Source organism: Acinetobacter sp. LipI_19 (genome assembly GCF_058242925.1).
Genome location: NZ_JBZAYK010000001.1, coordinates 1,858,888 through 1,874,668 on the forward strand (window position 1 = coordinate 1,858,888; position 15,781 = coordinate 1,874,668).

Below are 15,781 nucleotides of genomic sequence, written 5' to 3' on the forward strand. Positions count from 1 at the left end.
AGCAAACATTCAACATCAACTAAAAGTTTTCATTGACTAAATATCTTGGTGTGCGTTGTTCCAAAGCATCGACTAAATTTTGAAAAGCCAGTTCCGCCATTTTCTTACGCGTCTCGGCGGTTGCTGAACCGATATGCGGTAAAGTCACGACATTGTCCAACTCAAACAATGGCGATTGTTGCAACGGTTCTTTTTGGTATACATCTAGACCCGCAGCAAAAATTTGACGGTTCCGTAAAGCCTCTGTTAATGCATATTCATCCACTACTGAACCACGAGCAATATTGACAAAAACAGCATGCTTTTGCATCAAAGCAAATTCTTGAGTCCCGATTAAGGCTTTAGATTGGCTATTTAAATCTACCGCGACCACAACAAAATCGGCTTGTTTTAGCAGTGCTTCAAGACTTTTATATTGTGCATTAAACTGTTGTGCCACTTCGATTTTTTCACGACGATTATGATATAAAATATTCATATTAAAGCCATAAAACCCACGTCGCGCAATAGCTGCACCGATATGACCTAAACCGATTATTCCTAAAGTTTTACCGAAAATTTCTTGACCAAATTGTGTCGCATTGACTGTACGCTGCCACTCACCTTGTTTGGTCCAGTGATCTAGACTTGGCACTTTACGTGCAGCACTCATTAACAAAGTAAAGGCTAAATCCGCGGTCGTTTCTGTTAATACATGTGGTGTATTCGACAGCCAGATTTTCTTTTGATTTAAATAATCAACATCGTAATTATCATAGCCCACACTAACAGAGGAAATAATTTTTAATTTTTCTGCAGTTGCGATATTGCTTTCATTAAGCAAACGACCCGCACCAATCATTGCATCCGCATCAACAACTGCTTGACGAATTTGTACATTGATATCTCCTTGCTTAGGATTCAATACAACCAACTGATATTTTTCTGCTAATTTTGCTTGAACTTCTGAGTCGATTTGACTAAATACAACCACTTTTTTATTCATATCCCAGAAAACCTCTCAGTACAGATTTTTAAAGCTAATTCACTTTATTTTGCATAAATTGCCATAGACGGCGTTTTAATAAAGGTTGCTCAATCATCTCTTGTAAACTTGCCAATTCGAACATTTCAGTATTATTTAAATAAGGCAATTGACCAAGACTGATGACTTTGCGCTCTTGTCTTAAGGCATCAACAAACCCTTGAATATATATCGCAGCCCCTCTTCCATCTTGAAGCTGCACCATTGGAAAAGGCCATTTCAAATCATAAAAGTGCCCTACAAAGGCTTGCTGTATATTGCTCCATAGCGTGAATTGGTCAGTGCTGATTTGAGTACAATCGACAAAGATGACACAGCTTTCAATGCAATAGGCTTGGATTTCAAATGGCGCAATTTGTAATGCAGGCTCAATAGTAAAGTTTGTCTGTTGCTGAATTTGCTCAGGTGCTGAAACTTCTTCAGTTTGCTGTGTTTCAGGATTTCGTTTTAATAGAGAAACTTCAGGCTGATGTGCTTTTTCAATCTGTGACGGATGTACATTTTGATTTTCTAGTTTTGCATTAGATTGAGTTGAATGCATGTTCAACTCAGGCACAACAGCAATATTCTGTTCAACTTGAGCAATATCACGGTATAGCGCATTTTCATAATGACGTGTTTGAACATCAACCTTGGGGATCCAAAGCTCTATTCCCATCGTAGCCAAAATGCTACGCTGATGTTCTGATACATTCATATTCATTATGGATTCAATACACACTATTCAAGCTATATTTTAGCTGTGTTTTGACTTTTTTGTCGCACTAATCAAAGTAAAAAAACACGATAAATTAAATTTAAGCGCAAGAAGATGTTACATGCTGATTTTAGCGACAATCATTGAGCACCAACTCACTATAAAGATGTGATTAAAATTCCGTACTTTGCCGTAAGATACATCCCCTGACGAATGATATCTGTACCATTGGCATGATCAACTTTGAGTTCTTGAGTCAACACATCAAATTGAAAAGCATCATAACAATCTTGATGTTGGCATAACCAATTTAAAGTATCAGCAAGATGTTCATCGACAATATAATTTTCAGCTAAAAAATCTTTAGACATTATGATTCAAAGACAATAAAAGAAGAATAGCGTTATTCTAACGCAAATTTAGCAACACCTTAAAAAAAACAGGCTTAAGCATTAAACATATACAAGACATAAGCAATCAACCGAGTACGCCGATGAACATAAGGATGAATAGATAATCTTAAAAACTAGATTTTTATTATTTTCATTTAGAGAGGTAACGCTTTCTAAATATCACCATATTTTCTCGTATGATCATAATATAGTGATATTTTGCAATCGCTTCTAGAAAATTAATGATGAGCACCACACTTACGACACTCTTTCACCACACTATTATGTCCAATTTCATATTCAAAACTGTGGATACACAATAATTTTCTGATTTTTTGAAACATTTTAAAACTCCTTTTAATATCTTACACCAATATAGTTTCATCCTAAAACATCAATGCCTTAACAAGACATGTGATATGTTTAGCATATCTACATATATCTGAGTAATACTTTTTCCTAGTTCTTTAGTCTGATACCGCAAATTTCATCATCAAATTTTCAAATCGTGATAATCCAACTAAGTTATTGTTTTTTCTTGGTTAAAACTATAAAAATATTGCAAAAATATATTGTTTTTAAGCTTGATTTAATCTGACTTTTATATAGGATGAAATGATAGCTTTTTTTATTTAACAATTTTTTTCACTTAGAGAGCTTCAGAGAAAAAAACAATTTAAGCCTATCAACAAGATTATAAAGGAATTTTATATGCAAGGACGTATGATGCAGCAACCATTATTAATCAGTAGCCTCATTGAGCATGCTACTCGTTATCATGGTGATACTGCGATTATTTCAAAAAATACTGATGGTACGATTACAAAAACAGATTGGACACATGTAAGTGAAAACGCGAAACGCTTTGCCAATGCGCTTGCTGGACTGGGTTTAGGTTTAGGCGACCGAGTTGCAACGATTGCATGGAATAATCATCGTCATCTTGAATCTTGGTATGCAATTTCCGGAAGTGGTTTGGTCTGCCATACCATTAACCCTAGACTCTTTCCTGAACAATTAATCTTTATTATCAATGATGCTCAAGATAAAGTAGTTTTATTTGATAAAACATTTTTACCACTAATCAAAGCTGTGAAAGCCCTTACCCCTAATGTAGAGCATTTCGTCTATCTGGGTGCTTTTGACCAAGATATTGCTGATGCCCTCCCAGAGGTTAAATTCTATGATGTGCTGATTGCAGAACATTCAGTACAGTACCAGTGGCCAAATTTTGAGGAAAATACCGCAAGCTCACTATGCTATACCTCAGGGACAACAGGTAACCCCAAAGGCGCATTATATAGTCATCGCTCAACCATTTTACATACCTATGCGATCGCACTACCCGACTCTCTAAATTTATCTGCAAAAGATATTATGTTACCTGTTGTTCCAATGTTCCATGTCAATGCTTGGGGTACACCTTATGCCGCAGCTATGGTTGGTTGTACATTGATACTCCCGGGGCCAGGTTTAGATGGCGGCAGCTTAGTACAAATGATTGATGAATATAAAGTCAGCATTGCGCTTGGTGTACCAACCATTTGGCAAGGCTTGCTTGCAGCAGCAAAACAATCTGGTAGTACTCTTGAAAGCCTTAAACGCAATGTCGTTGGCGGTTCAGCCTGCCCACCTGCGATGATGAAAGCATTTAAAGACATTTATCATTGCGAAACTATTCATGCATGGGGCATGACTGAAATGAGCCCATTGGGCACAGGTAACCAACTCAAAGCCAAACACCTAAATTTAAGTGAAGAAGAACAATTCAAAGTTCGCTTATCGCAAGGTCGCCCACCTTTTGGCGTAGATTTACGTATTACCGATGAAGAAAATGGCACACATGAAGTTGCTCGTGATGGACATAGCACTGGGAATTTGCAAGTAAAAGGTCATTGGATTATTGAATCTTATTATGGAAAATCTGAAAAAGCGTTAAGTGCTGATGGTTGGTTTGATACTGGTGATATCGCTACGATTAATGAGGATGGCTATCTACTGCTAAGCGATCGTGCCAAAGATTTAATTAAATCAGGTGGCGAGTGGATTTCTTCTGTTGAGCTTGAAAACATTGCTATGAATCATCCTGAAATTGCTATGGCTGCTGTAATTGCAGCAAACCACCCGAAATGGGATGAACGCCCTGTGGTAATTGCGATTAAACAACAAGGTACTCACATTACTGAACAAGATTTACTGGATTACTATGCAGATAAAATTGCAAAATGGCAAATCCCAGACAAAGTCATTTTTGTAGATTCCATTCCTTTAACAGGTACTGGCAAGATGTTAAAGCGTGATTTACGTGAACAATATAGTGATGTGTTATTAACGGAATAAATCCTTTGAATAAGCTTTAAAGAATTACTAGCGAATCATATCGAATTGAAAAGCCCAATGTGCCATTGGGCTTTTTCTATTTCACAAAAAAAAACTAGATATTTAAACCAATGATTCACTTTGAACAACTAGCTTAAATAAGCAAAATAAATACAAGATAAATACTCCTAACATATACATTTTTTGGCTTTTCAATCGTATGTACAATATTTTGCGCTACGCACATTCAAACCATTTAACGATCTGCGCGGTTTACCTCAATGACTCATCTCATTTTATATAAGCATAAAAAACTCGGATCGAAATCCGAGTTTTTCAATATTGTTCAACTACATTTCAATGCCAATCGCATCTAAAATGTTTTATCAATGTCTAGAACCGCCAATGATAGAACACATCAATGGCTTTTTCTAAGGACTGACTTGCTTCCAAATACAAACGTTTATTCATTTGATAACGTAAAGTCAGTTTATTCACTGGTGTAAATACCCCCACACCATAACGAATATACAAGTCTGGCGTAATATATCCAGTCAAACTGACCTGAGTATCATCACCTGTACCCTGCGCATCAAAAGATAAACCACTTAAACCAAAAGTACGTCCAATTTGATTGGTAAATGCTCGCGTTCCACCTAGACCCAGACTAATCCCTGCTGCCGCAATAGTATTGTTTACATCCGATTTAAAGCCTTCAGCATTACTTAAACCACTCGAACCTTCATTAATACGTCCTGTGATTAAAGCATTCATTGCTTCCTGATCTGACAGTCCAGCATCGTTATAAACTTGGATATTTGGACTTGAAGCAGTACCTGTAATACGAAGTCCTACTGTGCTTCCAGAAATACTCTTATTGGTATCGACATCTAATGTAGGATTGGACAATGGTCCATTAAAACGAGCAATCGCACGATTCAAATCCAAGCGTTGACCATAAGCCTCAATAGTTACTTTCTGACTAACACCAATTGCGCCATTGGCACGCATCGCAGTTTCTAAACCGCGTTGAGACAGGTATAGACGTCCAACCAATGGAATACGACTGTTAAACCCTTGGAAAATCACCTTATCACCTAAGTTTACCGAGACATCTGCACGTATAGACCACGGTTGTGCTGCTTTAAGCACAGCCAACTGATTTTGACCTTCTTTCACAATACGAACATCAGGTGATACATTGACTACTGTTGCACTTGATTCAGGCATTGAAATTAATGCACTAGGAACATCAACCTTACCTTTCACTGTAATTTTTTTACTTAAAGGTAATGCATCCAATTCGATATCTGTATCAACAATTGCAGTAATGAGTGGTGCTTGACGAATCAGCAATTTATCGCCATTTAAACGTAATTGTACATGAGGGTCATTTTTCCAATCGATACTACCGCTAATTTTACCTACACCACGACCACTATTAAAAGCACCATTAATTGTTGCAACATCTTGACGAATTGAAGTGTAAATCTGAACATTATTTAAGTTCACAGGCAGTGAAATCATACTAATTTCACCATTTTTCAATCGCATTTCGCCATCAAACAATGGCTGTGTGAGTGTCCCGTTAATTTTGCCTGCAAGTGATAACGTTCCATCGAGTTTACGAACATCGGCTATAAACGGTTTTAATATTTTCAACTGAACTTCGTTAAATGCTACCTCTCCACGCATCGGCTTAGACGCCACATATGGGTTCACAATAACGCTGGCATATCCCGTCCCCACATTAGGAGCTTTCAAATCAACACGTAATAACAATCCATCTTTTATGCTTTTCGCAATTACACTGGCTTCGTCATAGTTCATTGAAGTCGAAGGGTCATTAGTATCTTCAGCAGCAATACCAATTTGCCCATTACGGGTAACAAGTTTAGCATCCAGTTTAGGTTGTGCACCTTTAGCCCATGATGCTTTTGCATAACCATTTAATTTGCCAGTTAATGCTAAACCTTCTGGCATAAATGCTGCAAAATCATTCAGATCCAGATTCTTGGTGAGGAACGAAACATTACCATTTTGCTGACTTGCACGTATGGGTTGATCAAAACACAATTGGCTTTGCTGGCTTGACCAACAATGTTGACCTACATATAGCTCCGATTTTGAGGCATTAAAAATGACCGGTGCATTTTGCTGTTGCAATAAATGCGCTCTTACAGAGTCAAATTCGCCTTTCTGAATCTGACCTAACCAATCGTTTTGGGCATTAAATCCGCCTGCAAGTTGCACATAGAACTTAGAATAATAATTCCACGCCTGAATCTGCAATAAATGTGCTTTACGAGTTCCTGAAAGTGTAATCCCTGCATGCTGGATTTCACGATTCCCACTACGCAAAGTATCCATTTGCGCAACCATTTTAGAAGCTACAGTTTCTGAGGTTGGCAGTTCACCTTTCAAGCTTAATTTTTTAATGCTTAAACTGTCATTAAAACTAAAATTATCGACAGTGAGGTTGGCAGTTGCACTCAAACGCGGCTGGGCTTGTAAATTTAAATAACCATAAGCTGTACCACGTAATCCTGGATAAAGCTCATATAATGCAGGTGCATTGACTTTTAATCTTAGATTCTGTGCATTTCCTGTAGCCTGTACTTGATTGTTAGCATAAGACAAAAATAAATTATTTGCCTCAAATTGCTGTGGCATGAGACCCTTTAAATCAGAATTCAAAACGACTGCAAGGTTACCACGCCCTCTCAATGGCTTATTATTGATCATGCCTGCAATATTCAATTGTTGAATATTGATTTTCTTCATACGATCTGACCAATTCCCCTGAGTATTCACATTACCAGAGATTTCACCACGTACAGAAGAGACAAAATACTGCGGTTTAAAACGCACCAAAGATGCATTGATGTCCCAACCGATACCATTACTGATATGAACCAAACCATTGGCTAAAATTTTTCCTGCAATACCATCATGTTGTAGCTCAGATATTTTGATTAGCTCAGGTGTACCCGAAACTCTAATCTTCAACAAACCACTACCTTGTTTCATCTGTGATGCATTTAATGCACCATCATAATTCACTGCAAAGCCTTTAAAAGCACCACCGGCATTGGCGTCATTGAAAATAACTGCTGCAGTACTTTTACCAGTCAATTGGATTGTTTCAGGATTGGCTTGATTTGCGAGTCTACCTGTTAAATTAATCGCATCAAAGTTAATCAGTTGTTGATTTGGTTTTGCAAATCCATTGGCTTTTATTTGTCCATTGATTAAATCTACTGGTGCAGTTGCAATGATACTTTGTGGATTGAAATCTTTTGCATTTAACAAAGCATTCCATTTTAACTGACGTTTTTCAGTTGGTAATTCCACAACTGCATTCCCAGATAAACTGCCTTTAGCAGCCACATATTCAAATGCAGGGACATGTAAATCATTACCTTTTAAGTCCAGCTGAGCTGTGTATTTACCCTCAGGCAAACTGCCTTTTTCATGCTGACGCACAACGGTTGCCACATGAATGTTTTGCTGATCATCAACCAGTGCAACTTCAACCTGACCTTGTTCACTACTCAACCAACCAACATAAGGCACTGCTCGGTCAATATTTTTCCAGTTCACACCCAATAACATAGGTTCAGGCTTTTTACCCTTTTGTTCAGCTTGATCTAATTTAACGTTCCAAGCTTCATATTTGTCAAAATCCACATTGGCGGTTAAATGCATACCTTGTTTAAGTGCACCTACTGATCCAATTTTGGCATCAAGTGAAACAGGTAAAAAGTCTTGAATCACTTGTGGAATAATTTTATCTTTTGGATTAATTCGATCTAAACGACCTTGTACATCCCAATGTACATGATCTTGCCAATTCACCAAGCCAGCAAGATTTAAAGCACCACCCATCAATTGACCATTTAAGTTATTAATATTCAACTGATTGGTTAAATCGGTATGCGCTAAAGCAGTATATTGACCTTGCGGAATATTTTTACCACTGATATCAGTATTGATATCTAGGTTTAGGCCTTTAACATCACCATGGAATTTTGCCAAACCATTTTTAGAAAGTAATTCTTGTTCCTGTAACAGCGGCCAGTGATAATCTTTAAACACCAAAGCACCATTCATTGGAACATCGTGACGCATTGGGTGGATTACTGCCCAACCTGTTAAAAGATCGGGAGTTTTGGTTGCAACGCCAGCTTTAATAGTGTCGAGTGAGCCGCGCGCATGTACATAAATATCTTCAACATTTAAACTTTTTAAACTTGGGATTTTTAAAATAGCTTTAGCATTAAGCGGATAATCTCCTTGTTTAAAGTCCATATTACCTGTTGCGTCTTTTACAGATAGATAGCCCATGTCCATTTTAGAGTTTTCAAATTTAAGCTCTGTACCAGACCACAATGCGTTTTCTAAATGAATATCCTTAAAATCAATTTTTGTAGATGATGTTTGAAACTGCATGTGATCTACATTTGCCTCATCTAAACGTAAAACAAAAGGTAGTTTGATTTCGCTAAATTTAAATGGCTCATCACTTGGAGGGGTTTTACTGATAATTCTTAAATTATTGACATCGGCATGGCTGAGATGAATTTCTTTGTCTAATATTGCTCTCCAACCTAATGAAATATCTGCACGATCAATTTTGACATCAACCGAACTCAAGGTAACCAAAACATTTTTTAGAATAATCCCTTGAAGTAGATTTCCACTTTCATATTGATAATCAATAATTTTCTGACTTGAAGCTACCCGATCCAATAAAAACTTACTGCCTTTATCGGTACTAAACATCACAGCCAATGCAGCAATCAATAAAATAATGACCAAAAGCAATGACATCAGAATATTACGTAATATATTACGCTTCTTCGGAGCTTGCTCTTGCTTTAGTTGATCATTTTGAACATCTTGATGTTCTTCATCAGCCATAATATTTCCAGTATTTCTCTTATATTTTTAGTTAATTAAAGTTGTGAACCAATAAAGAAGTGCAGTCGAATTGGATGTGCAGGATCTGAAACACCTGATGCAACATCAATACGAATCGGACCAATTGGTGACTTCCAACGTATTCCTAAGCCTAAGCTATATTGGGTATCGTTACTAAATGATTTATCGTAAGCATTACCAAAATCGCTGAATATAGCTCCACGCCAACCCTCTTTAAATTGATAATTGTATTCCAATGACCCAACAGCCAAACCTTGACCACCCACTTTATAGCCATATTCTGTTGGGGAGAGGCTCTTATAGTCAAAACCTCGTAAACTTTGATCGCCACCAGCAAAGTATCTTAAATTATAAGGAACTTTTTCAAAATCCTTAGCAAAAATATAACCAACATTTAAGCCACCTACAAACTGATGATTATCATTTTCACCGAACGAATATAAGCCTTTCCAATCCGCGCTCGTAATTGCCATATCAGTATCTGAAAGTAAGGATTGACTTCCAAGCTGAATTTTATAACTTTGTTTATATCCTCGTGTTGGATTGATACGATTATCACTGGTTGTTTTGGTTGCTTCATAACCCAATAACAATGACTGTTGTTCTTGATTAGAGCCAGGAATTAAAAAAGCGTCAGGAATATTGGCAATATCTACAGGGCCATTTTGAGTGACACGGTCTAAACGGTAACGCACACCTAGAATATGTTGCCACTCTTTTCTTGAACCTTTAATAATACGGTCAACCCCAGCAACAGCAGACTCGATGACCAAGTCCATGTCATTACCAATACCATCACGAGTTTCGCGTTCATAACCTGCAACTAGACTAAAGTAATCATTTAGTGGATGTTTATAAGGAATGTTATAACGAGCATCAATAGCTTGGCGGATTTCTGACAATTCCATATTGGCATCAAAAGAATGTCCCAGATGATTGACAATCGCACGTCTATATTGACCACGTAAACGGACGCCCGTATCCGTCCCATAACCAATACCCGTTTCTAAGCTGTTTAAGCGGTCCGCATTTAAGGTCACGATCACTGGGATCTTTTTATTCTCACGAGCCTGATCTTTGAGTAGATCTTCATCTGATTCTTTTTCTTTCTGTTGCGCTTGAAGCTGCTTTAAGTTTGGATTGACTTCTTCCCCTTGCGTCCCCGCAAACTGATTTTCATTGACCACATTTTGAGTCACTTCTTTATCTGACAAATGTGCTTTATCTGCATTGGTTTGAGCAGACAATGTAGTTTCAGTAATTTTCTGCTGGTCCACTAAGGCTTGCAGGTCTGCGGGAAGTTCAAGTGGTTTTACAATTGCATCCGGCTTAACCGCATCAACCAAGGTATAGTTAAAATAACGCGAGTTGGTTAAGTTGTTGGCCAAACCATTGACACGCCATGCGGTATAATCCGCTCCATCTTCCCACGGTGCTAAGGTTTTTAGTATTTTTAAATCAATCGGGAGTGGCTTAGAAGGATCACTCATTCTAAACTCCACATCTTGCAATTTATAACGATCACCCGTTTCGTATTTTAAATCAATTTTGGCTTTGTTTTGCGGTTGCTCAACTTTGACATCATGTAAACGCCAATAACCATCAAAAAATCCGTTATTTGAGGCTGCATCCACAATTCGGCTTTTTGTAGATTCATAGGCGCCGTGATTGAGAATATCACCTTCTTCTAAATCAGGAAGTACGCCAATAACTTGGAACTGTGCCAGTTTAGAACCTGCCCCAGTAAACTCAATATTTTGTTCAGCCACTTTGACTGGATCATGTGGCGTGACTTTAACACCTAAATGAGTATCATCAATTTTGCTAAATTTGAATTCCGCATTGTAATAGCCCACCGCTTGGGCAGCCTGTACAGCGAGTGTTCTCAACTGTGGTACTGAACCGTTAAAATCAGAATATGCTTCTTGGGTAAAGGTGCCTAACTTTGCTTTTAAATTAGTTGCAAGAACCGCAGGCGCACCCGTCACTGAGACACCGATTTTTGGAATTGGTACACCGTTGTCTTGTGGTCCACGAATTTTATTGACTAAACTTTTAAAGAAGCCAGGTTTAGCCTTTTCTTCATCAGTATTACTCTGTGTATTATCAACCAAAGTTTTACCCGATTGATTTTCTTCTACAGAAATTTTGTTGTCTGCACGAATAGTTTGTATAAGTTCATCAACATTGACCGGTGCTTGCGTAATTTCATTCAATTCTTGCTGGGTCGCATTAGTCACTTCAACTTGAGGTGCTTTGGTCACCCCATTACGAAAATTCTGTGCATCCGTTTTTGCATCTTCTGCAACTTTATAAATTTCATTTGCTAAAGACTGATCCACAGCAACAGCAGGTAACTCTTCAAGATCTTCAAATTGGATCGGCTTAAAATCATCTTGCACCCCCATATTTTTTTCTTGTTGTTCAAGCATTTTAACGCTATCTATTTGATCAGTTTGTTGAGCTTGTTGAATTTTCTGATCTAACTGGTCGATCTTTTCGTTGGATACGCCTTGTTGAATGGCCGCTGATTCTAATTGTTCTTGAGTATTGCTGATTTTTTCAGAACTTGTACTGATGGTTTCAGAGCTTGATGGCAAGTTCTGATTGCTTTGTATTTGATCGGCATAACTGACAGGGATCGCAAAAACACTTAAAAAAACACTTGAACATATCAGTTTATTGATATGATAACGGTCAAAGTGTAAATGTACACTATGTGAAAGCACAGATTTTTTAAAATTAATTTTTGCTGGCATACCAAGCTCGAATGACCTAAATTTATTTGTAGAAAGATCAATTATTAAAAATCTTTCAAATACCCAAACCAATTGGTTTTACACATGATTTAAGTTAAAAACATGATACATGATTTTGAGAGATAGTTACCATTTCAACACATTTCTTATATATAACTAAATGAAGTCGTCTACAATGGAAAAAAATGAGCATATTTTAGGGACACGACGTTTTTTACCGATGTTCCTTACCCAGTTTTTTGGCGCCCTGAATGATAATGTTTATAAACAATCATTATTACTCGTCATCACCTATGGTTGGATTCATCATCAGTCTGCCAATATCAGCACACTCAACAATCTCGCTGCATTACTGTTTATTCTACCCTATTTCATCTTCTCTGCGACCGCAGGTCAAATTGCAGATAAATACGAACGCTCATTTTTAGTCCGAAGTATTAAAATTTTAGAAATCATTATCATGCTGATTGCCTCAGCGGGTTTTTTATTGGGCAATCTTTGGATTTTACTCTTCGCTTTATTTTTAATGGGTACGCATAGTACTTTTTTTGGGCCAATCAAATATGCGATTTTGCCTGAAATCTTAAAACCGAATGAACTGATGTCTGGTAATGCCTTGTTTCAGTCAGGCACATCCATTGCGATTCTAATTGGGATGATTTTAGGAGGTGCAGTCATTTCGCTATCACAAGGCAATATGATCTGGATTTGCTTAACCATCGTATCTATTGCAGTGGTGGGTTATTTATCCAGTCGTTTTATCCTTACACAATCTATGTCAAATGAAGACTTTGAAATCGATTGGAATTTCTTTCGAACCAGTTTCCAAACCATTCGTTATGCTAAAAGTTTACCGTTAATTTTTATCGTACTTTTAGGTAATTCTTGGTACTGGTTTTATGGTGCAACATACCTCACACAAATTCCTCAGTTAACACAGCAATATCTGCATGCCAATGAAAATGTCGTCAGTTTATTGCTTACATTTTTTTCTGTCGGAATTGGTGTAGGTTCATTGTTGTGTCGTAAAATTGGTGGTGCAGAAGTAAATATCAAAATGGTACCGCTTGGTGCAATTGGCTTAACGGTATTTGCGCTTTATTTGGCAGGTAGTTTGGCCTTTGTTCCAGAACGAACTGGTGATCTGATTGCGATTTCTGATATGTTTAACTCAGGGGCAATTTATTATCATGTGATGTTTGCAGTCACTTTATTGGGTATAAGTGGAGGTTTTTATATCGTTCCACTTTATGCGATGATGCAAGCCTATGCCCCTAAATCACACCGTGCACGTGTGGTTGCGGCAAATAATATCTTTAATGCAATATTTATGGTTTCATCGGCAATTTTTTCTATTCTCATCTTAAGTATTTTGAAAATAGACATTAAAATATTATTCTGTATCACAGCTGTGCTGAGTGCTATTTTTAGTACTTGGTTATTAATTCGTTTAAAACCATTAATAGCGACAACTCAGGTTTCTTTGGAGGACTAATTATGCGTCAATTTACTGGCATCGATAAATTGATCAATTCTTTTGACCAAGCTTTAAGAAGTTTAGTACCTGGTGCAACTTCAGCACAAAGAAGCAATCCATCCAATGCAGTCGAAACCAAACTAGCTGTCAGCGAAGCACGTCATGTTGCAGGTTTAATGCGCGTTAACCATAGTGGTGAAGTTTGTGCACAAGCACTTTATCATGGGCAAGCATTAACAGCCAAACTTCCAAATGTACGTCGTGAAATGGAATTTGCAGCGATTGAAGAACAAGATCATTTGGCTTGGTGTGAAGATCGCCTAAAAGAACTCGACAGTCATACCAGTTTGCTTAACCCTGTATGGTATGGTCTTTCTTTTGGTATGGGTGCACTTGCGGGCATTGCAGGTGATAAATATAGTTTAGGATTTGTGGCTGAAACTGAACGCCAAGTCAGTTTACATTTACAACACCATATCAGTCAGCTTCCAGCTCAAGACGAGCGCTCACGTAAAATATTGGTGCAGATGAATGAAGATGAACTGCATCATCGTGATACAGCATTAACTGCTGGTGGTGTCGAGCTGCCTATTCCAGTGAAGATCACCATGACTGCAATTTCCAAACTGATGACCAAGACCAGTTATTTTATCTAACAACATGATTTAACTGATTTAAAAGTCCAGTTTCTGGGCTTTTTTAGCATTTTTATTCGCATCACTTTTACAGCAAAGAAGTCAAAATAATTTTAATGCAAGGATTCCGTGTAACCCACATTTTGATATAAAGATGTGGGTTACACATAAAAAATTAGTCAGCAACACCCAAAAGAAATTTAGCTGTATTGGGTGCTAACTTTACTGTAGCGACTGGCAATAAAGATGGATTTAACGGATATTGAGTTCCATCAAACTTCAACATTACTTGCCCATGCTTTCGGCTATAGACCAGTAATTGCTTCCATCCATTATGTATATATGTTGTAGAGTAAACTGGCGTATTCACCAATGTTGTTTTATTTAAAAAGTCAAACTGCTGATTAGGTTTGCCTTGAAAGATCAGCATTGTACAACCACCAGACCCACACCAATCTAACCCTTTTAAAAGCACGATGGCTTCATCTTGCCCATCTTGATTGAGATCATCAAAAGCCACATCAAATAAAGTTTGATCTTGTGTAAAGGCATGTACTTTTTGCTTCAGGTTGTTATCCCGACGTTGTAAGGTTTGCGATTCACTTACAACTTTTGCCGGTATAATAGATTGTTCAGGTAAATGGCGACATGCGCTGAATAAAATCACACAACTGAATAATGCCAAGGGCTTAAAATACATTGTTTTTTAACCTAGTTATTTTAAAGACTATAAAATGATAACTGGAAATTGATCTGCGGAATGTGTGAATAATGCATCTTCCCAAAGTTCAGACATCGGTACTTTAACATCTAACGCCAATGGTAATTTCTTTGGATTAAATTGCATTGCAGTTAAATGAGTTCCCCATGCAATGAGATCGATATCCAAGGATATTTGATGTGATGGGCGTACACGACCTGAGTCTGCTTCCATCTTTTTTAATAAAGATAGCATTTCATCTACAGACAGCTGACTTTGAACCAAACATGCAGCATTCCAATAATCTGCACCAATTCCATCACGACATGGAATCAAATAGATGGAAGAAAACGACACCATTCCCAAATGTGCAATCTGAGCAAATGCTTTTCGAAAATTTTGTTGTGGATCGCGATTACTCGCTAGAGCTAGGGCGAATATCATTTCGGTGTCGTTCAAGACGAATTCCTACAGAATTTGCTTGCGGGATAATGGCAGGCTTACGGACTGTAATCATAATCGATTCAATAGATTTAAAGGTAGAGAAAAGCGTATTTAATACTAATTTGGCCGCATGTTCGATCAATTTTGGTGCAGCATCCTGAATCACTTTGGCAGAAATTTCACAAATTTCAGCATAGTTCAATGTATCGACTAATTCATCTGAGTTAGACGCTTGTTCTAAACTGGTTTGAATGTGGAGATCCAACATTAAAGGTTGGATAATTTGCCGTTCCCAATTGAAGCAGCCAATCACAGTCTCAACTTTTAACCCTTCAATGATAATTGCATCCATGACGTTTATAAATTCTCAATTTAAATAAAAAATGCCCT

Annotated in this window: 11 protein-coding genes; 3 read left to right on the forward strand and 8 right to left on the reverse strand. The window is 37.5% G+C overall.

The window, feature by feature from the left end; translation table 11 throughout:
• Positions 1 to 19 precede the first annotated feature (19 nt).
• From AC4CVF_RS08985 to AC4CVF_RS08995, 3 genes are all read right to left on the reverse strand, one after another.
• On the reverse strand, positions 20 to 985 hold the full coding sequence (locus AC4CVF_RS08985) for a 2-hydroxyacid dehydrogenase (protein WP_419327416.1): 966 nt from the start codon (positions 983 to 985) through the stop codon (positions 20 to 22).
• Between the two features lie 34 nt (positions 986 to 1,019).
• Positions 1,020 to 1,727 (reverse strand): hypothetical protein, encoded by a 708-nt coding sequence (locus AC4CVF_RS08990; RefSeq protein ID WP_419820504.1) that lies wholly within the window; start codon positions 1,725 to 1,727, stop codon positions 1,020 to 1,022.
• A 152-nt stretch (positions 1,728 to 1,879) separates the two neighbouring features.
• Positions 1,880 to 2,092 carry a hypothetical protein gene (locus tag AC4CVF_RS08995; protein ID WP_419327414.1) on the reverse strand — a complete coding sequence of 71 codons (213 nt, stop codon included), beginning with the start codon at positions 2,090 to 2,092 and terminating at the stop codon, positions 1,880 to 1,882.
• A gap of 732 nt (positions 2,093 to 2,824) precedes the next feature.
• On the opposite strand from AC4CVF_RS08995, the gene AC4CVF_RS09000 reads away from it, so the two are divergent.
• Positions 2,825 to 4,453, forward strand: coding sequence for a long-chain-fatty-acid--CoA ligase (locus AC4CVF_RS09000; protein WP_336953043.1), 1,629 nt, complete (start codon positions 2,825 to 2,827; stop codon positions 4,451 to 4,453).
• Between the two features lie 372 nt (positions 4,454 to 4,825).
• Here AC4CVF_RS09000 and AC4CVF_RS09005 read toward each other — a convergent pair whose 3' ends face one another.
• Together AC4CVF_RS09005 and AC4CVF_RS09010 are read right to left on the reverse strand one after the other, a co-directional pair.
• Positions 4,826 to 9,355: a translocation/assembly module TamB domain-containing protein gene (locus tag AC4CVF_RS09005; RefSeq protein WP_490789222.1), complete on the reverse strand. Its 4,530-nt coding sequence runs from the start codon at positions 9,353 to 9,355 to the stop codon at positions 4,826 to 4,828.
• A gap of 35 nt (positions 9,356 to 9,390) precedes the next feature.
• A complete protein-coding gene (locus tag AC4CVF_RS09010; protein WP_419359274.1) occupies positions 9,391 to 12,135 on the reverse strand; it encodes an autotransporter assembly complex protein TamA in 2,745 nt (914 codons plus the stop codon).
• Between the two features lie 175 nt (positions 12,136 to 12,310).
• Between AC4CVF_RS09010 and AC4CVF_RS09015 the strand changes: the two genes are divergently transcribed.
• Positions 12,311 to 13,630 carry an MFS transporter gene (locus tag AC4CVF_RS09015; RefSeq protein WP_490789223.1) on the forward strand — a complete coding sequence of 440 codons (1,320 nt, stop codon included), beginning with the start codon at positions 12,311 to 12,313 and terminating at the stop codon, positions 13,628 to 13,630.
• A gap of 2 nt (positions 13,631 to 13,632) precedes the next feature.
• Positions 13,633 to 14,268 carry a 2-polyprenyl-3-methyl-6-methoxy-1,4-benzoquinone monooxygenase gene (coq7, locus tag AC4CVF_RS09020; RefSeq protein ID WP_419820507.1) on the forward strand — a complete coding sequence of 212 codons (636 nt, stop codon included), beginning with the start codon at positions 13,633 to 13,635 and terminating at the stop codon, positions 14,266 to 14,268.
• Between the two features lie 154 nt (positions 14,269 to 14,422).
• Here coq7 and AC4CVF_RS09025 read toward each other — a convergent pair whose 3' ends face one another.
• The 3 genes from AC4CVF_RS09025 to folB are packed head-to-tail and all read right to left on the reverse strand — an operon-like array spanning position 14,423 to position 15,743.
• On the reverse strand, positions 14,423 to 14,947 hold the full coding sequence (locus AC4CVF_RS09025) for a COG3650 family protein (RefSeq protein ID WP_490789224.1): 525 nt from the start codon (positions 14,945 to 14,947) through the stop codon (positions 14,423 to 14,425).
• Between the two features lie 27 nt (positions 14,948 to 14,974).
• Positions 14,975 to 15,406, reverse strand: a complete 432-nt coding sequence (locus AC4CVF_RS09030; RefSeq protein ID WP_490773972.1) for a 2-amino-4-hydroxy-6-hydroxymethyldihydropteridine diphosphokinase — start codon at positions 15,404 to 15,406, stop codon at positions 14,975 to 14,977.
• A complete protein-coding gene (gene folB, locus AC4CVF_RS09035) occupies positions 15,363 to 15,743 on the reverse strand; it encodes a dihydroneopterin aldolase (RefSeq protein ID WP_419327409.1) in 381 nt (126 codons plus the stop codon). Before folB ends, AC4CVF_RS09030 begins: the two co-directional genes overlap by 44 nt.
• Positions 15,744 to 15,781 lie beyond the last annotated feature (38 nt).